17 protein-coding genes are annotated in these 18,673 nt (G+C 48.5%); 11 read left to right on the forward strand and 6 right to left on the reverse strand.

The annotated features are described in order from the left end of the window. Window positions 1-9: 9 nt before the first annotated feature. Window positions 10-372 carry a zinc ribbon domain-containing protein gene (locus NG833_RS15085; protein ID WP_254566104.1) on the reverse strand — a complete coding sequence of 121 codons (363 nt, stop codon included), beginning with the start codon at window positions 370-372 and terminating at the stop codon, window positions 10-12. A 292-nt stretch (window positions 373-664) separates the two neighbouring features. On the opposite strand from NG833_RS15085, the gene NG833_RS15090 reads away from it, so the two are divergent. The 6 genes from NG833_RS15090 (at window position 665) to NG833_RS15115 (ending at window position 5,195) form a co-directional block, all read left to right on the forward strand. Continuing rightward, on the forward strand, window positions 665-988 hold the full coding sequence (locus NG833_RS15090) for a phasin family protein (RefSeq protein ID WP_015149625.1): 324 nt from the start codon (window positions 665-667) through the stop codon (window positions 986-988). A 154-nt stretch (window positions 989-1,142) separates the two neighbouring features. Next, window positions 1,143-1,709 (forward strand): FKBP-type peptidyl-prolyl cis-trans isomerase, encoded by a 567-nt coding sequence (locus tag NG833_RS15095; protein ID WP_254566105.1) that lies wholly within the window; start codon window positions 1,143-1,145, stop codon window positions 1,707-1,709. 248 nt (window positions 1,710-1,957) lie between these two features. Beyond that, entirely contained in the window at window positions 1,958-3,109 is a 1,152-nt protein-coding gene (locus tag NG833_RS15100) for a DNA cytosine methyltransferase (RefSeq protein WP_254566106.1), read from the forward strand. Window positions 3,110-3,132: 23 nt separating this feature from the next. Continuing rightward, window positions 3,133-3,990 carry an NgoMIV family type II restriction endonuclease gene (locus tag NG833_RS15105; RefSeq protein WP_254566107.1) on the forward strand — a complete coding sequence of 286 codons (858 nt, stop codon included), beginning with the start codon at window positions 3,133-3,135 and terminating at the stop codon, window positions 3,988-3,990. A 141-nt stretch (window positions 3,991-4,131) separates the two neighbouring features. Then, window positions 4,132-4,608: a Fe-S cluster assembly sulfur transfer protein SufU gene (sufU, locus tag NG833_RS15110; RefSeq protein ID WP_254566108.1), complete on the forward strand. Its 477-nt coding sequence runs from the start codon at window positions 4,132-4,134 to the stop codon at window positions 4,606-4,608. A gap of 50 nt (window positions 4,609-4,658) precedes the next feature. Then, the gene (locus tag NG833_RS15115; RefSeq protein ID WP_254566109.1) at window positions 4,659-5,195 is read left to right on the forward strand and encodes a Ycf51 family protein; all 537 of its coding nucleotides are present in this window, start codon (window positions 4,659-4,661) and stop codon (window positions 5,193-5,195) included. Between the two features lie 299 nt (window positions 5,196-5,494). On the opposite strand, the gene NG833_RS15120 is transcribed toward NG833_RS15115, so the two are convergent. Continuing rightward, window positions 5,495-6,547 (reverse strand): type IV toxin-antitoxin system AbiEi family antitoxin, encoded by a 1,053-nt coding sequence (locus tag NG833_RS15120; protein ID WP_254566110.1) that lies wholly within the window; start codon window positions 6,545-6,547, stop codon window positions 5,495-5,497. Window positions 6,548-6,733: 186 nt separating this feature from the next. On the opposite strand from NG833_RS15120, the gene NG833_RS15125 reads away from it, so the two are divergent. The 3 genes from NG833_RS15125 (at window position 6,734) to NG833_RS15135 (ending at window position 10,686) form a co-directional block, all read left to right on the forward strand. Further along, on the forward strand, window positions 6,734-7,447 hold the full coding sequence (locus NG833_RS15125) for a Uma2 family endonuclease (RefSeq protein WP_254566111.1): 714 nt from the start codon (window positions 6,734-6,736) through the stop codon (window positions 7,445-7,447). Window positions 7,448-8,105: 658 nt separating this feature from the next. Beyond that, window positions 8,106-9,317 (forward strand): iron-containing alcohol dehydrogenase family protein, encoded by a 1,212-nt coding sequence (locus NG833_RS15130; RefSeq protein ID WP_254566112.1) that lies wholly within the window; start codon window positions 8,106-8,108, stop codon window positions 9,315-9,317. 160 nt (window positions 9,318-9,477) lie between these two features. Continuing rightward, window positions 9,478-10,686: an aspartate aminotransferase gene (locus tag NG833_RS15135; RefSeq protein ID WP_254566113.1), complete on the forward strand. Its 1,209-nt coding sequence runs from the start codon at window positions 9,478-9,480 to the stop codon at window positions 10,684-10,686. Window positions 10,687-11,406: 720 nt separating this feature from the next. Here the strand turns inward: NG833_RS15135 and NG833_RS15140 are convergent. From NG833_RS15140 to NG833_RS15150, 3 genes are all read right to left on the reverse strand, one after another. Continuing rightward, window positions 11,407-11,982, reverse strand: coding sequence for a peptidoglycan-binding protein (locus NG833_RS15140; RefSeq protein WP_254566114.1), 576 nt, complete (start codon window positions 11,980-11,982; stop codon window positions 11,407-11,409). A gap of 395 nt (window positions 11,983-12,377) precedes the next feature. Continuing rightward, on the reverse strand, window positions 12,378-13,694 hold the full coding sequence (locus NG833_RS15145; protein WP_254566115.1) for a pitrilysin family protein: 1,317 nt from the start codon (window positions 13,692-13,694) through the stop codon (window positions 12,378-12,380). 36 nt (window positions 13,695-13,730) lie between these two features. After that, window positions 13,731-14,999: a pitrilysin family protein gene (locus tag NG833_RS15150; protein ID WP_254566116.1), complete on the reverse strand. Its 1,269-nt coding sequence runs from the start codon at window positions 14,997-14,999 to the stop codon at window positions 13,731-13,733. Between the two features lie 1,009 nt (window positions 15,000-16,008). Here NG833_RS15150 and NG833_RS15155 point away from each other — a divergent pair. Both NG833_RS15155 and clpP read left to right on the forward strand, forming a co-directional pair. Then, the gene (locus NG833_RS15155) at window positions 16,009-16,185 is read left to right on the forward strand and encodes a hypothetical protein (protein WP_254566117.1); all 177 of its coding nucleotides are present in this window, start codon (window positions 16,009-16,011) and stop codon (window positions 16,183-16,185) included. 593 nt (window positions 16,186-16,778) lie between these two features. Beyond that, window positions 16,779-17,384 carry an ATP-dependent Clp endopeptidase proteolytic subunit ClpP gene (gene clpP, locus NG833_RS15160; protein ID WP_254566118.1) on the forward strand — a complete coding sequence of 202 codons (606 nt, stop codon included), beginning with the start codon at window positions 16,779-16,781 and terminating at the stop codon, window positions 17,382-17,384. 240 nt (window positions 17,385-17,624) lie between these two features. Here the strand turns inward: clpP and NG833_RS15165 are convergent, their stop codons facing one another. Continuing rightward, on the reverse strand, window positions 17,625-18,452 hold the full coding sequence (locus NG833_RS15165; protein ID WP_254566119.1) for a hypothetical protein: 828 nt from the start codon (window positions 18,450-18,452) through the stop codon (window positions 17,625-17,627). Window positions 18,453-18,673 lie beyond the last annotated feature (221 nt).

The raw sequence follows: 18,673 nt of genomic DNA on the forward strand, positions 1-18,673 counted from the left end.
TCGGTGCGGTTAGCGCAGGGCTAAAAACAGACTAATCAGGGCGATCGCCACCAGGGCGATCGACCCGGGATGTCTCTTTACCCATCGATTCAGGCCACCCAAGGACCCCGATTGAGCATAGGGGGTTTGAATCACCGGGACCAGGGGTTGAGATTTATCGTGATAAAGCGTACAGGTTTTGGCGTAGGGTCGCTGGGGATAGTTGCAGGTATCGTCCTCATGGTAAGTGCAACTCTGGCATAAAAATGCTTCTGAGTTGGCCTGATGCAGGGGAATACCCGGGTGACCAAATCCTTTGAGTGGGGTTTGGCAGTAAGGACATTTGACAGCTTGGTCATCAACAGATTGATGGCACCGGGGACAGTCAGACATGATGGCAAACGGGGGTGGGATCCGGCAGGGGGCGATCGCCAACGAGTGCGGGTTTCCTCACTCATAGAGCAGCCCTTTGTTTCATCCTACCCTAAGTATCTGGGCTAAGGGCAGTCGGCCTCAGAATGGAAACCCTACAACATAAGAGGTAGAACAGCCGCAGAATCAGGATAGGATATCCCAAAATAGAAGAGTGGGCCAAAATAGAGACAGCGATCGCACCCTTTGGAAGGCCCGCGCTATCGTAGATGATATTTTCATAACCCCAGTCAGAGGAAAACAATAAAACAATATGGATGCGAATAATCTGCTCAAGCAACTGCTATTAATCGGCATTGGGACAACCTCTCTAGTCGCCGAGAAAATTAAAGAGGTCAGCGACCAGTGGGTCCAGGACGGCAAACTCAATCCTGACCAAGCGAAACATTTTGTAGACGATCTCATGCAGCAGATGAAATCGGAACAGGGGAACTTTGAAACCCAGGTGCAGCGCCAGATCCGCAACGTCATGCAAGACTTGGGAGTGCCGCGCCAAGCGGAGATGGACGAACTCAGAGGACGCCTCGATCGCCTAGAACGTCAAATTCGCGACTTGGAAAATAAGCAGTGGCGGTAAGGGGGTTGACTCCAATCGTCCGATACTCAATTCAGAAATCCGGGACGACCCGGGGGACATTTGGCGTTAGAGTAGGGATCGGGCTACAATCGCTGGGTGGTCAATTTCTAGCCCAACGATTGGAGTCATTACAGGCTACTCAGGAGGACTGATTTTGCGAGAAATTTTAATCAGCTTTGGGGTGATGCTGGCCTGCGTTTTGGTGCTGGTGGTCGCTCAGTTTACCGATCGCTCAAGTCAGGCGATCGCGTCCAACATTCAGCCGACTCAAACAAAAACTGAAGTACCAACGCCCAGCAAATCCCTGCTGGCGCAAAGGTTGACCGCTCAGACGCAAATCGCCAGTGCTGACACCACACAAGAGGAGACAACGACAACTATGGTAACAACACCTTCGGGTCTGAAATACACGGAAATCGCCGAGGGAACCGGCGCAACCCCTCAACCGGGTCAAACCGTTGTAGTTCACTACACCGGAACTTTAGAAGATGGCACGAAATTTGACAGTTCCCGCGATCGTAATCAGCCATTTTCCTTCAAACTCGGAGTCGGTCAAGTTATCAAAGGTTGGGACGAAGGTCTCTCCACCATGCAAGTGGGCGGACGTCGCGAATTAGTGATTCCCCCAGAATTAGGCTACGGTGCACGCGGTGCCGGTGGCGTTATTCCCCCCAATGCTACCTTAATTTTTGATGTAGAACTGCTCAGAATTGCGGGATAAATTTCCCCGATTTCTGAGTTTGCATCATCAGGACACGGCTGCTGCCGTGTCCTTAATTTATATCAGTTTTAATAGCCATTTGTACCGATTCCGCCACTCGATAGGCAACAGGGGGTGGAACCGCATTGCCAATTGTCCTAATGCCATGTTAACTGCGCCCTCAATCCTCCAAAATTTTGGGAATCCTTGAATCATTCCACAATAAATCCTTATAAATATCAATGATTAATGATAAATAAATAATAATCATGAAACTTCGAGAATCTGAAAGGGATTGCCATGTAAATATTCCCCCCTTTAAATTGATAGACTTATTTGCTGGTGCCGGGGGATTGACCCTGGGGTTTACAACAATTGGCAATAACTCTTTTCAACCGATTTGGGCAAATGACTGTAATAAAGATGCAGTGGCAACTTATCGGAGGAATTTTGGGAGTCATTGTGTTTTAGGCGATATTTTAGAGGTCTTCAAAGATTCCGACCTCAGAATGCCGGAAGCCGATGTAGTGATTGGAGGTCCCCCCTGTCAAGGATTTAGCCTGCTCAATAAAAATAGAAATAGCGATTCTAGGAAACAATTATGGAAACCATTTTTTGAAGGAATTGAGCGGGCAAATGCTAAAATATTTGTTTTAGAAAACGTGCCTCAATTATTCGGGTCAGAAGAATATGAGCAGATCATTAGGATAGCAAAAAAATTAGGCTATAAATTAGCCTGTTCTAAGTTGTGCGCTGCCGATTATGGCGTCCCCCAGGTTCGCTGGAGAGGATTTATCATCGGATCGCGTTTTGCCGATCCAAAGACCGTATTTCCTCCAAAAAAAACTCACTATAATCCAGACCAGGGTGCATTATTAGGCGGATTAAATGGAGATAATGGATATATTGCAAACCCAAAACCTTGGCGAACCGTTAGAGATGCGATCGCCGATTTACCCGCGCCAGAAAGTACAGAAATTGGGGAAATTCCACCCTTAAATTTGCAGTTTGGTCGAAATCCTACCCCGTTAAGTTTAGCGCGATATCAAGCAATTCCCCAAGAAGGGATGAATCGCTTTGATTTACAACGGATCGCACCCGAATTAACTCCGCCCTGTTGGATTAGAAAAAAATCTGGAGGGACAGATCTATTTGGCCGGTTATGGTGGGATAAACCCTCAGTGACCATTAGAACAGAATTTTTTAAACCCGAAAAAGGGCGATATTTACATCCTGAACAACATCGCCCCCTGACCCATCGCGAAGCGGCGCGATTACAATCTTTTCCAGATAACTTTCAGTTTTGTGGGAGTAAAAGTGAAATTGCCAAACAAATTGGCAATGCAGTGCCACCCTTATTAGCTGCCAAAATTGCCGAATGTGTCTATGCCTTACTTTTGGCGGGGGAAACCCCATGCTAGTAGATCTCTGAGGTGTATGTAACATGAGTGCTTATTTTTCCCAAGCTAGAAAAACGTTTCATCTGGGAATCTTGACCAGTTTATTGCGATTGAGGGACAATAGCGTTCCCAGTTTTGCGGATAAACATAGTAGACTAAGCTGTGACATCTCTCAACGAATTGTCACTAAACTTGAAGGAGAAATGGGCATCGGTCATATTTCCGGGCAAACTTCGGGCAAGGTTTTTGAGGACTTAGTGTTAGAGTTTCTCGCTGAAAGTTTTACTCAAATTGCTGACTTGAGACCCGGAAACTGGAAAATTCAGACAGTGAAAAAACGAGAAAAGCTATTTCTCTCCCAATTTGAACAATACGCTCATTTACTGATACTCGATCAGGCAGCGCGAGCCAATCCCCAATTAGCAGCATCTTTGGGGAATGACTATATGATCACCCCAGATATTGTCATGTTTCGCTGGCCAGAACCGGATTCAAACCTTAATGCCCAGACTTTATTAGTAGATGATGAATCGGTTACTTATGCCAGTCTACGAGCCAAAAATCAAAACCGGCCTATTCTCCATGGGAGTATTTCTTGTAAGTGGACAATTCGCAGTGATAGAAGTCAAAATTCGCGAACGGAAGCACTCAATTTAATTCGGAATCGGAAGGGGCGATCGCCTCATATTGTTGTAGTGACCGCAGAACCCCTCCCTAGCCGTCTGGCTTCCATCGCCTTGGGGACGGGAGATATTGACTGCGTTTATCATTTTGCCCTTTATGAACTCATAGCAGCCGTTCAAGAAGGAGGATGGGAAGATGCCACTGAAATGTTAAGAATTTTGGTCGAGGGTAAGCGTTTGCGCGATATTAGTGATTTACCTTTAGACTTGGCAATTTAGAGTCGGATCGTGAGTTTCAGGGGAAGCCCAGAGCTTTGATGATGATTCTCAAGAACCCATAACCCCTAACCGACGACAAAGGGAGCTAGTGCTGATAGGATCTAAACTAAAGATTCATTTAAGTTCTCACGGATTACCACCATGTCTCTGAGCAATCTGCGCGACCTCTACCAGCAAGTCATTCTGGAGCGTTACAAGACTCCCAAATATCGGGGGGTCACCGATCCGGTGCATCGCCGACAGCGAGGGCATAACCCCTCCTGTGGCGATACCATCGAACTGACATTGCGGCTGAATGAGGCGGGCGATCGCATTGAAGAGGTAAAATTTGACGGGGAAGGTTGCGCCATCTCAATGGCATCCGTTGACCTGATGGCAGAAGCGTTGCGCGGCAAATCCACCGATGAAGCCTTGGAAATGGTACAGCGCTTTCAAACCATGATGAAAGGCGAGGCGGAATTTCCGAAAGAACAGCGCAAGCTCAATGTCATGCAAGGGGTCGCCCAATTTCCCGTTCGCATCAAATGCGCCAACCTTTGCTGGCATACTCTAAAAGCGGCGATCGAATCAGCGAACCCTGACTCCGATAGCTTTGTCAGTAATGAAGCGGAATCTTAAATCTGAATGGCACTCACCCGAACTACTCCTCAATTACACCAGAAACCAATATGCTAACAACCGCAGAATTTTTCGTAGCTTTTAAGTGGGCAGGCATCCTCACCCTGGTTAGTGGAGTCCTGAGTCTATTAGGATTTCTCTTCAAATGGGGAATCCGCTTTCGCTTGGTAGGAATTACCGGCTTTATGGGAGTCCTCACCGGCGGTTTATTTGCCCTGAGCTTGGTCCCTCTGACTCGGGTCCAAGTCCCGGGTGCCGTCCATTACTCTAGGGTCTACGACAATGGCGCGACTCAAACCGTGATTGCTTTACCGCCAACTATCACCGAGTCTGAACTAGAATTAACCCTGCGTCAAGCCGCCAATGATTTGTTTTCTCAGGGTCGGTTTGGTGCCGGTGGAGAAAACCAATTAACCATCCGCGCCCGCACGATTGTCCATCCCGAACCGGGACTGTCTAAACCCTTGTTTTTGGGTCAAGTGAAGCGATCGCTCGCGGTTCGCGATGATGAAAACCTTGAAATCGAAATCTACGCCGATCAATTCTCGGAACTGTCTAAACTCAAACCAGCAGCCAAAGACGCCTAAACAATTGAGAATTGAAAATTGAAAATTGAAAATTGAGAAGATAGAATCCTAGGGTTCTGTCTTCTCAATTTTTCTATATTTCTAATGGAATTAAAACTTCCGCTTCAATACCTTCGCCAATTTCAGGGTCCCTGACCTCTTATACGGAATGCGGTTGGAATAGGTCTTTAAAAACAAGTTGAGCAATTGTAGGGTGGGCATTGCCCACAGAATGGAGGTGGGCAATGCCCACCCTACAAGTTTCAACTAGAGAATCTAGTACAGCCTTGAGCTCGACTAAAACCTGTTTTTCTTTTGGGTCAAGCATTTTCATCTTTCCTAGAAAGATAGTGCTTGTAAAGGCGATCGGCAGTTTCTTGCACTCGCTCATCCGGAATTAACAGCAACTCTGCATGAAGCAGCAATGGATCCGCGAGGGTTTCCATTCCATCCTCACTCCAGGTATTCTGCGTACCAAATTGCTGAACAAAGACAATGTTTCCTTTTGGACTAGGCTTAAGCCTCATTTTCGCAGCAATTGCCATCGCTTGTAATTTCACAGAGGTCTGAGGAGCAGTCTCAACTAAATGCAATGTAGCGCTTTGGGGACGAAGATAATCCGTTGCGATCGCTGCCCCCAGTTCTCCGCCTAACAAAAATTTACCCTCTTCCGCTCCTTCCATAAGACGCTCGGCCACATCTGAAAAACTCCCCTCTCCTACAGGGGTAAAAGCTTCCACTATCAGTTTGGGGCGAAGACTTTCAGCGTAGCCCATTTCCCACCGCTCTAAAAGTTTGGGATAGTTAATAATTCGATAGTTTCCATCTCGTTGCCGTTGTAAATAGCCTAACTCATATAAATCCGGAAGACCCCGACTCACCGTTGAGGATGTAATACCAGCAGCAGCAGCGATATCGCCCACCGTTGCCTGCAAAATGTGGGGATTTTTTAATAAAATATAGATGAGTTGAAAAGTCGTAACGGTGATTTTGGAACGAGACAAAGGGGAACCCTTTGGCCGACGCTGACCGCGAATCAGAATATAAGCGGCTGAATTATCGAGATAAATATTACCTGCTGTATCAATAAACTCTATCTTTTTTTCCAGCAAAATATCGATAGCGGGGTTGGATAAGTAGCGAGTAAGGAGGAGAATTTTTTCTCCGTTATTTCGTTCAAACCGTTGAAAATAAGGGATAATGAGTTCAGCCGTAGTGCCGGTAACATCTGGCTGAATTTTGTAAGCATAATCTACCGATTTATCGCGGTTGCGGAGGGTAATACAGTTGCGATCGCCGTTTGTTGCCTCAATATCCGGTAAAGCATTCAGATGGTCTAGGCACTCGCGCAACAACGGACTTTCTTGTTTCATGGATGCCAATCCTGTGGATGCTCAATTTTTAAGGAAAGGGTGTCAAAAGCCGGATTTGCTGGTGGAATTGTAGCACAGATGGCAAAGAGCATCAGTCGAGGTTAAATCCGTCGGGGATGCGATCGCCAGCTTCTATCCGATAGAATAACAGCAAATTCCCTATTAACGGTCATGCGAGGTTGCATAATGTCTGTCATACCTCAAACCCCAGTTTCTGAGATAAAAATTACCTGGCCTAAACTGCCCGATGACTTTGTACTGCCTGACGATCCAGTGGAAAATACAGAACATCCTTTATTAGCAAATGCTCTAAGTCAAGCCCTTCCTTCTGCATTAGCAGAAGAGGCTTTAATTGTCGCAAATTTTGCCCTGTGTGCCGAAATTAATAATCGCACCATTGTCAAAGCACCCGATTGGATGTATGTCCGTCCGATAGAACCTTGGCCGCATCCCTATCCTCGTCGCAGCTACACTCCCCACACCGAAGGGCCAGTTCCGTTAGTCGTGATGGAATTTCTATCCGATACCTACGGCGAAGAATACTCGGTGGAGTTTCAACAGCGCATCGGGAAGTGGTATTTTTACGAGCGGGTGGTGAAGGTACCCATTTATGCGATTTTCAAAGCTCAAACCGCAACTTTAGAAGTCTATCAATTAGAGAGCGATCGCTACCAAATCCAGACGACCAATGTAGAGGGTCGATATTGGATTCCCGGATTAGAACTCTTTTTAGGAGTCTGGCAGGGAAAGCGCGCTAACCGTACCGGCTATTGGTTGCGCTGGTGGAATGCCGAAGGAGAACTGCTCCTATGGCCCGAGGAACGCGCCGAACAAGAGCGTCAACGTGCCGAACGACTGGCGCAACGGTTGCGGGATTTGGGAGTGGATCCGGATAGTTAAAGGATTGGAGGTGCGATCGCCTTTCTGGTCGTAGCAAGAGGCGATCGTGTTGAATGAAAAATTTTGTCATCGGTCATTGGTCATTTGTCATTTGTCATTTGTCATTTGACCAATGCCAACCTATTGAGATTCATCTCAATAGGTTGGCACTCTCCAACCCATCGATTCACTTCGCCTCCACTTGCGATCGCGCCGCTTGTTTTTGGTCTTCGCGAATCAAGAAAAAAAATAGACTTCTTGGAAAATTCTAAAAAGCCCCCGGTGGAACTAAACATTTATCCCCCTCCCGTCCCCCTTCTTAAGGGGGACGGGAGGGGGATAATCAGGGGGGTTGGGGGGATCTCTCCCGTATTGTGCAAGAGGTCTAATGTAAATGTCTTATGTAATTGTGGTAAACAACAACTGGACTACGTTGGCCCTCCCTTTTTTTGGCGAAGGTATTGTTTTAAGCACAAGTTTCCCTGACAATGACTCAACCTGGCGTGCAGGTTTAAGGTTAAACCCCTTAAAATTAAGATATCCCAGAGGTTATCCACCCTGGGACCTTCAAGGCGCAATCCCGAAATTTACATAAAATCCCCGCCACAATCGGGAATCCCCGAATACAGTAGAGTTATAAATACTCATCCCAGGAAAAGCAACACCTCTGTAGAACTGTATGCCCCATCAGAATTTGGCTTCCTCGACACCGAACTCGAATCCAACTGCTGTACTGCCGATGCTTAATGTCGCACCCGCCCAAGTGATTCGATCGCGCGGCTGTTTGGAACAATCCGGCGCGGTGATCGCCAGATTAGGGCATCGTCCCTTGATTGTGGGGGGCGGCTGCTCTAATCAACTGCTGACTGAACGGTTACAACCTGCCATTGCCCAATATCAACTGGCGATCGCCACTGCCTCCTATAGTCCCGACTGTAGCGAAGCTAGTCTCACCCGACTGCAAGAAGCCGTTGCCACCCATCAAGCGGATCTGATTATCGGAACTGGGGGCGGTAAATCCCTCGATGCAGCCAAACTTTTAGCCTATCGCTGTGGATTGCCGATTATCACCATTCCCACCTCTGCCGCTACCTGTGCTGCCTGGACTGCCTTATCCAATATTTATTCTGATCGGGGTGCATTTCTCTACGATGTCCCCCTCCCCAAATGTCCCGATGTCCTGATTCTCGATTACGACTTGGTTCAAACTGCGCCACAGCGCACCTTAGTCGCCGGAATTGGGGATGCGATCGCCAAATGGTATGAAGCCTCAGTCAGTAGCGGACATTCCGACCAAACTCTGATGATCGCCGCCGTCCAACAAGCCCGGGTATTGCGGGATTTGTTGTTCCAAAAATCCGCCCAAGCGATCGCCTCCCCTGGCGGAGAAGTCTGGCAGGAAGTCGTCGATGCCACTGTGTTACTCGCCGGAGTCATCGGGGGACTCGGGGGCGCTCAATGCCGCACCGTTGCCGCTCATGCGGTTCATAATGGCTTAACCCACCTGTTAGCCGCTCATGATACCCTACATGGGGAAAAAGTCGCCTATGGCATTTTGGTGCAACTGCGCCTGGAAGAAATGCTCCAAGGGAACCAATTAGCCGCCAGTGCAAGGCAGCAACTCTTAAAGTTCTATTCCGAGATGGGGCTCCCCCAAACCTTAAAGGATTTAGGCTTAGAAACGGTCACTTTAGGCGAACTGTACCATGCGGCTGAAATTGCTTGTGCACCGAATTCAGACATTCATCGGCTGCCTTTCACCGTGGTACCGGAACAACTGATGGCAGCAATGGTTTCCACAACGGCACCCGTAGAATCTCGGCGAACCGGGGTAGATCTCGGGGGAGTCGTCAAAGAAACCTCAGAAGTCCTTGACGCAGGCACTGTCTAACGGAATTGGATGGAGAGAACTGCCAATCCTCAACCTAGGTCCATCGGGATAGACGGTTTATTTTTTAAATTCTGTATCCCTGGTGACCTTTTGGCGATTAAATGTCTATTTGTAGTTTTTTTTGCAAAAGGAGATCGCGGTTTTTCCGCGCACAACGCCCATGACTTTAGATTGGATCCAACCGGCTCAACGTTTGCAGCAACTTCCGGCTTATGTGTTTGCGCGTCTTGATGAACTAAAAGCCGGGGCGCGATCGCAAGGAATTGACTTAATCGATTTAGGCATGGGCAACCCCGATGGACCCACCCCCGTTGCTGTGGTGGAAACCGCGATCGCTGCCTTGCAAGATAGTAAGACTCACGGCTATCCTCCCGTTGGTGGCACTGAGAGTTTCCGTCAAGCCATCTGTGAATGGTACAACCGTCGCTACGATGTATCCTTAGATCCGGGAACTGAAGCGTTGCCGGTTCTGGGTTCCAAAGAGGGACTGACTCACTTTGCCCTCGCTTATGTCAATCCCGGGGACTTGATTTTAGTCCCCAGTCCCGGTTACCCTGCCCATTTCCGGGGTCCCTTAATTGCCGGGGGTCAGATTCACGAAATTGTTCTTTCCGAGAAAAACGATTGGTTGATTGATCTGGCTGCCATTCCTGACGAGGTGGCAAAACGGGCTAAAATTCTCTATTTCAACTATCCCAACAACCCCACCACTGCCACGGCACCTCGGGAATTTTTCGAGGAAGTTGTTGCGTTTGCACGTCGCCATGAAATCTTGCTGGTGCATGATATGTGCTACGCGGAATTAGCCTACGATGGCTATCATCCGACGAGCTTGTTAGAAATTCCCGGTGCCAAAGAGATTGGGGTGGAGTTTCATACCCTCTCCAAAACCTACAATATGGCAGGATGGCGGGTGGGTTTTGCGGTGGGCAATTCTGAAGTCATTAAGAATTTACGCCGGTTAAAAACCAATATGGATTATGGGATGTTTGCGGTGGTGCAAGCGGCAGCAGCAGCAGCGCTACAATTGCCCGATGTTTATATCCACGAGGTGCAGGCACGATATTATACTCGTCGGGATTTGGTGGTGCGTGGGTTGCGTGAACTGGGATGGAGTGTTAAAAATCCTGAAGCGACGTTCTATGTTTGGGCGAAATGTCCTTTTGGCAATAGTTCCGAAGAGTTTATCGAGTCGGTGTTGGATAAAACCGGGGTGGTGTTAACGCCGGGGAATGCGTTTGGATCCGGCGGTGAAGGGTATGTCCGGATTAGTTTAATTCAGGATTGCGATCGCCTCGCTGTTGCCCTCGATCGCCTCAAACAAGCAGGGATTTGTGGGGAAATGCCGGCTTTAGTTACGGGGAGTTAATCTTCGGATCATTGGTTATTGGTCATTTGTTGGTTGTCATTGGTCATTTGTCATCAACAATGACCAACGACCAATGACCCATGACCCATGACAAAATTAAAAGGGTCTCGTCGGAGGCGACAAGACCCTTTTAATCGGTAAGTTGATGAGATTAATTTTCAGGTTAATTTACGGTGGAGTTAACGATTACTAAGGTTTACAAACAACACGCAGTTAGTTTTGGGTGTTGGCATCCACTCAGTCTATACCAGACTCAAAGTTTTGGCTTCTAGTTCTAACTTTTCTTAGACAGAAGCACCACCTTTTTGTTGGGATGCTCGCCGCTGCTTTACTACGGGCAGATTAGAGCGGGATGACGCAAAACTCTAATCTAAACAATTCGTTTGGCGTTGAAGTTTTAGTTCTTGCTCGCGTCATATTTATAAACTACCACAAATTTTTGAGAGTGCAACCCTTTGTTTAACAAACTTTACAGAGATTTACTTCCTGAAATATTTGCTGTTACATTTGTTAGCAATTTGCCAAAAATAAGCGTTTTGATAAGCATAATTACTTGAATATAGTAGTCCTAACTCAATTGTGGAAGACGATGGCGGCCCCCAACCGTTGGCGGCCCAGAACGGGAGAGGGGAGAAGAAAATGTCACAACTGATTTAGGATTGCTATAGACACCCTTCCGAAAGCCCTCGCCAGGTCAAGGCGAGGGAACCACAGAGGAAGTTAAGGAAACAGAATGGACCAAGTGGAAGGGCCGACGATGCCATCGGGTTCTAAATTGTAGCGGCGTTGCAATTCTCGGACAGAGGCATCGGTTCGAGGGCCGAAGACGCCGGTGGGGGACCCTTCAAAAAAGCCCAGTTGATTGAGACGCTGTTGGAGTTGCGCTACCCAATCACTTTCCATGCCTTGTCGCAGGATGGGACGGGAGGATTGCATAAACGGAACGGACGAGGGATTAACCACACCGGAGACAACTGCACCGGGGGAGGGCGGAAAGAGGCGATTCCAGGTTCCCTCTCCGACAATTCCATCGGGGGTTAACCCGGCTGCCTGCTGAAACGAGGAAACGGCTCTTACTGTGCCTTCGCTATAAATGCCATCCACAGGTCCGGTGTAAAATCCCATCAGTTTGAGGACCGCTTGCAGTTCCGTGACTTCTTGACCTCGGGTGCCCTGTTGTAAGGTCGATCGCTGTACGAAAGGGGTCGGCTGGGCGATCGCGGCGATCGGCACCGAACTCAAAACCAGAGATAAACTGCATACCATGAGCTGGGCGGTGGAACGGATCCAGCTCATTGGATTAAATACAACCTCTGTCAATGTCTCTAGCCTCCTACTCGACTAACTTATTGCTGATTTTAGCCGCTGTCAAGGTGGTAAATTGAATCCCGCCTCATCCTTGTTTCTTGTAGGGGCGTATTGCATACGCCCTCTTTATCCGTAAATTGAATCCCGCCTCATCCTTGTTTCTTGTAGGGGCGTATTGCATACGCCCTCTTTATCCGTAAATTCAATTCCGCCTCATCCGGAGTTTCTTGTAGGGGCGTATTGCATAGATGAGAGGGCGTATGCAATACGCCCCTACAAATACACCTTGACAGGGCTACCCCTTAAGGGGTTAATACAAACTTTCGTAGTGACTCCTTCGCCGAGTCATTTTGCTGCAAGTACCTTATAGACAGAGCTACAGATTAATAGGCAACCGATTCACATAACGGCGCGATCGCCTCTGAGGGTCCGACCAGAGAGATGTAAGCTTGAGTCAGATAGCGACTGGCAGCTTCCTGGGCCTCCTCTGGAGAAATTCCGGCCACCTCTTCGGTGAAGCGGGTATCAAACTCAATGCCAAGACCCAAGATTTCATACCAGCCAAAGACTTGAGCGATTTGAGCGTTGGTTTGCTTGCCGAGAGCATATTGACCGAGGAGCTTATTTTTGGCCGATTGTAACTCGTCCTCCTCCAGGATGGTATTGCTCAGACGCTCTACTTCAGTTTGGAGACATTTTAAGGCGATCGCCGTATTTTCATGAGCCGTCCCCATATAAACCACAAACGCCGCTTCCCGCAGACGAGTCGGGTAGAATGCCGAAACATCATAAGCTAAACCCCGTTTTTCCCGAAGTTCCACAAATAACCGACTGGATAACCCATTTCCCAAATAGGTATTCAGTAACTTGAGGATGGCATAATCCCTCGGGTTAGGATTCAAGGAGTCATTTCCTACCACGGAAGGACCCAGATACCCTGCCATCACGATGGACTGTTGAGTATCCTGGATGGAACTCAGAAAGCGGGGATTAGGTTTTAACCGGGGTAATTCCAAGGGGGACACAGCAACAGCAGGGGCCTGCCAATCCCCAAAGACCGATTCAACCAACGCCGTTGCTTCTAACGGTGTAATTCGACCCGTGAGACTAATCACGATGCGATCGGGGCGAAAATAGGTCTGATGATAGGTTTCTAAATCTTCCCGAGTCAACTGAGAGACCGTGCTTTCCGTTCCCAGAACTGAATGAGCGTAGGGGTGATCCGGGTACATGGCTCGCCGCATTTGGTCATAGCCAATGGTAAACGGTTGTTCCTGCTGAGAGCGAATTCCTTGCAGAGTTAGACGGCGTTCCAGTTCCACCTCAGACTCGGGAAAAGTGGGCGATCGCAACAGTTCAGAAGACAGCCGCAACAATTCCGGGAAATCACCCGAAACCGTTTTCAAACTCAGCAAAAAATAATCTGGCGTCGTATCCGTGCTCAGGGTCGCCCCCACCGACTCCACCAATTCAGCAATTTCTAGGGACGATCGCCCTTCGGTCCCCTTCGTCAACACCGCAGACAGCAGATGCGACAATCCCGCCTGAGTTGGGGACTCCCATGAACTCCCGGCATTGATAAAAATCCGGGCAGCAATGATATCAGCAGCGGGATTTTCCACGGCAATCACCACCATGCCATTGTCCAAAACCGTGCGATGGATTGTCTTCTGTAGCGATTGCGTCACGTTCTGTGTCACGAAAATTAGGTTCCTTGTATTCGTCTGGAGTTTAACTCAGTCTAGCGGTTTGAGTTCTGTGACTGCGTAATATTTCGGGCATAAATAATTATTGGCTACCCGTTGCAAGTCTGCCGCATTATAGGATTGAATGCAATCCGGATAGGCCACCGCAGCCGGAGCCTCGGCAATGGTTTGATAGTAACCATACAACCCAGCCAGTTGAGACGGGGTTTCGGTGGAAAAGGCATAATCATTACAGAGCAGGCGTTGAGCGCGGGCCAGTTCCGCCGGATTAATGGGTTGAGCCTGTAACTCCTCGATGCGATCGAGAATCACATTTTCCACCAGATCCAGGTGTTTGGGATCGAGCCATGCCCCAATTGTAAACAAGCTGGAATCCCGTTGGAGGGAAAAATCGCTGCCGATGCCGTGAACCAGTCCCCGGATCTCCCGCAATTCTCGAACTAGACGGGAATTTCGCCCCTCTGCCAGGACGACGGCAAGCAAGTCTAAACCGTAGGCATCCTGTAGCTGTTCGACTCCCGGTCCCGTCCAAGCTAGGGTTAACCTCGCCACTTCCAGACGGGGTAAGAACAGTTCCCGACGCCGAATTTCAGTCATGGGGGGTTCGGCCTCTTGTTTGCAGTCTTCCCAGTCTAGGGGGGTGGGAAAGCTGTTGAAGGCGTCCTGTACTAAATCGAGGGTTTCGGCTAAGGTGACGTTGCCAACGATCGCCACGGTCATATTTTCTGGTTGGTAGTGGCAGCGATGGAACATTCGCATTTCTTCAGGCGATCGATCCATCAAAATCTCCGCCTCGCCAAAGACTGGGCGTCGATAAGGATGCTGCTGATAAATCGTCTCCATCATCGCTTGGAACCCCAGCCAATCGGGATTATCCACCGATTGGCGAATTTCTTCCAGTACCACGTCCCGTTCCCGCAGAAACTCATCATCGGGAATTGCCGGATGCAGCAATAGATCCGCCAAGGCAGGCAGACTTTCTTTTAAATAGGGTGCCGCAACGGTAATGAAAAAGTGGGCATAGTCATGACTCGTGGCGGCATTGGTCATCCCACCCCGATTTTCAATCAGACAGTCAAAGGCACCCGGAGGCTGGATTAGGGTCCCTTTGAAAATCATGTGTTCCAGGAAATGAGCCATTCCTGACCAGGTGTCAGGTTCCCGGATTGCACCTGCTTTAACCCACACATCAACCACAACCACGGGTGTAGCGCTGATATGTTGGTGAATCACGGTTAATCCATTCGCCAGCCTTACGATATTCCCTGGAAACTCCGATTTCTTGAGCAGTGCAGACAAACTTTCTAATCTCAAACCTGAATTTGGTGATAAATTATCTCATGCTAACGCTTCATTTGACAGTATGCTGCATGAATTGATACAGACTTTCTCCGGAAGGAGGGATAGGGGATAGGGGACTGGAAAAATTCTCTGCCATTTCTTCCTGAGAGGGACCCTATTGAACCGGATAGAGGTCCCTGTTTCGTTGCCCCCAGTCTGCTGATTGTGGGTGGGTCTTTGTTCAACTTTCTGCGGTCTACGGGTCTCAAAGATTGGTCTTTAATCCCATTGAAAATCCCGGGGGTTCTGAACCCTTCCCTGATTTTTATCCGGATATAAAAATTTTTAGTCTGTGTTGTTTAGCAGCAGCGTTTCATCGGTTGGGATGCGGAATTTCCCGAATTTCTACAAACTGGAACTCGAAGAGTTAGAGGACCCAACCGCGATCTTTAATCCTCGACTCTCCCAAGGGCGATCGCCTTGGCTGAGGTTCGTTCATTAAATTTATTTTTCCAGCCATCTCACATTGTATGGTTGAGGGGATGGTTTAGAAGCTTGATTTAGATCTTCAACGGGCTTAAACCAACCGAAGCGCAAACTGTGGATTTGATAATATTTTAAACTTAAATTTTTCTGTTTATTAAAAAAAGTTTTTCGCTAAAAATAAGCTAGAGGGATTGACTTGAGGCAGATCGACATTCTGAGAGGCGACTTCCTTTGAATGAGTGGGGAGTTACTTTGTTTTTTAATCCCCAAAGGAATATTTCTGTACCCCAATGGGGAAACGAGGCACTTTCGTATCCATCTTTACAAAGTTTTCGGCACGAGATTATCAGCCAAGCGGATTGGGGCTAAATCGGAGCTGGAAGGATTGAAGAATAAAGGAAAAGACGACTTGAGGTTTGAAATGTTCCGGATCTTGGAGCTTTAGATATGAGAGGGTTCTACCCCAAATAATTTTAAAACTAGCCGGATGTTTTGTAGAGATTCCGTAGAGAGAAATAACAGTCGAAAAAGGAATTTATCTATGAGCATCTACAAATGCTTGGTGTTATTTGGCCTGCTTTTATTAGGGATTAATGTCAATTTTTCAGGCGTCGAATATCTTACTTCAAAAGAAAATAACTCTGGTGCAAATGCCCAAATTGCCAGCGCGGATGTCTCCCGTGGAAACGAACCGGATCATCGGGGAAGTGGACGATAAGAACCGAACCGATCGCCCAATTGACGATCGCGCCGATCGTTCTCAGGTCAAGATCAGCACAGACCCGAACCGACGCAAATTTGAAGCCAAAATTCCTGAGAGTCTATGGGGTTCGCGCTCATCAGTCAGCGCAACGCCGGAATTCATTACAGGGTGCATCTTTCCATTTTTTCGGTCATTCCCATTCCTCATGACAGAACTCATAACAGCCCTTTAACGCTGCTCTTGTTCATGGAGCGATCGCCATCAAACCGGATGGAAGGCGATCGGGTCCAGAGAGAAAACCGTACCCGATCAAGGTACTATCCGGTCGGAGTGTGGTGCTCGTTGGAACTAAAAAATTAATTAGTAGAATGAGCATGAACTGCTCAAATAGACAGTGGAGGGCTAACCGAACGGTTTGCCCAATTTTCCATATTTAGGTCAAGGGTCTGAGGGACTGCAAAGCAGCGCGATACATCAACTTGAGTCATCAGAACCCTACGTCAGAGCACTTTAAACCCAGTCCGAGAGTAGAAACATCCAGACAACCTGGGAGGATACTGGCTGATTTAGGTAAAATTTAAGAAACGTAACGTAAACAGGCAAGCTAGATGATCCCAACCGTAATCGAACAATCTGGGCGTGGTGAACGCGCCTTTGATATCTACTCTCGCCTCCTGCGCGATCGCATCGTCTTTTTGGGACAACAGGTGGACGCAGACCTAGCGAACCTGATTGTTGCCCAGTTGCTCTTCCTAGAAGCCGAAGACGCCGAAAAAGATATCTACCTCTATATCAATTCCCCCGGTGGATCGGTGACGGCAGGCATGGGAATTTTCGACACCATGAACCACATCCGCCCCGATGTTTCTACCATCTGTCTGGGATTAGCCGCCAGCATGGGTGCTTTCTTATTAAGTGCCGGTGCCAAAGGCAAGCGAATGAGCTTACCCCATTCTCGGATCATGATTCATCAACCCCTCGGGGGCGCTCAAGGGCAGGCGACGGATATTGAAATCCAAGCCAAAGAAATTCTGTACCACAAAAAACGCCTGAATACTTTGCTCTCGGAGCATACAGGTCAACCCCTTGAGCGGATTGAACAAGATACAGAACGGGACTTTTTCATGTCCGCCCAAGAGTCTGTGGACTACGGACTGATTGATTTGGTCATCGATCGCCGTCCCTCTGCCAGCCGTCCGGTAGCGGTGAGTTAAATTCCGGTTGGGTTCCCAGGTGAACAGACTTTGATACCTCTGGCTACCCCTGGGACCCAACCTTAATTTTTTGGGTTCCCACCGTTCAAAGGTGGGAGCTAAAGGGGGGCATTGTAGGGTTGGGGTAGCGGTCTATCGAAGGGTTGAACCGAGGTAATTCAAAAAAAACTTTAGAGTTCTAGTGGGAAAAAGTCCCAGTTTAACCACTTGAACTCTAAAATTTTGCGGCTACAATCCCTTCTAAGGGCTGGGCTGGTTTTTGAGATAGGTTAAGAAGTCCAATAATTGGTCTTCCGAGAGGAGAGAACGGGAGGGGACCCCATAGTTCTGTTTCAGATGGTTGCGCCCTTGGTCGTTGGTCCAGCCTAAGCGTTTGATCTCAATGGTGGTTTGGGCGATCGCATCAGATAAATCCACTGAACCCGATTGAGTGGCGTTAGAGTGGGTCTCTGCGGAGGCTTGGGCAGTGGAACTGGAGACCCCATAATCAGTTGGGAGACCGGACTTGGGTTCATCCGGGGATTTGTACTCAGAGAACGGATCAGCATCGGCACGAGTCGGACTCTCTGGAAACCCAGAGGTTTCGGGTAAACTCTGGGGTGCAAATTCGCTCTGGGTAGAATGACCCGATAGCCATTGATCCGGACTCGGGCCCGGCTTTTCCATCTCTGGGAATGGGGGGGCTGTTTCCGGGGGAGTTGAGAGTTGAGATTCGGGGAACCCGGGGGAACTCATGGGGGCTGAAGTCGGCCTAGCACGGGTTTTGCCTTGTCCCAAATGTAGCGTATTAAAAGCTGGAGCCGATGCGGGTGTCGTTACTGGAGACTCGGATAGGTTGCGCGAGGGGGTAGCCTCAGACACAGAGACCGATGTCCCTAAAACTGCGATCGCCCGAACGCGGGCGCGATCTTCCGCTTGTTCGATGGTCGGTTCAGCCGCCATCCCCGTCGCAAGCGTCACCCCATCCATTTGTACCAAGGTCCGCACCACATAGAGTCCTTGATGAAGGGTGAGTAATTCAGAAATTAAGCTGGCGGTTGGATAGCGAGAGCGAAATTCAATCAACATGATGGGTGAGGGTAGTATCAATACTCAAAATTTTAAGGGAGCAGATTCAGCCCGGGAAATTTTACGGGGATACTTGACATTTTAATCAGGGAAATTGGCTTCTGGGAAATTTAATGTCATTACAATGCTACAATGCCAGAAAACAGGTCACTTGTGAAAGACCCTAGGGCAAAAACTGCCGCCTTTCAGTAAAGCCCTCGCGATTGATCGCCAGAGAGCTA

The organism is Oscillatoria sp. HE19RPO (genome assembly GCF_024220515.1).
Classification (GTDB): Bacteria; Cyanobacteriota; Cyanobacteriia; order Cyanobacteriales; family Laspinemataceae; genus Laspinema.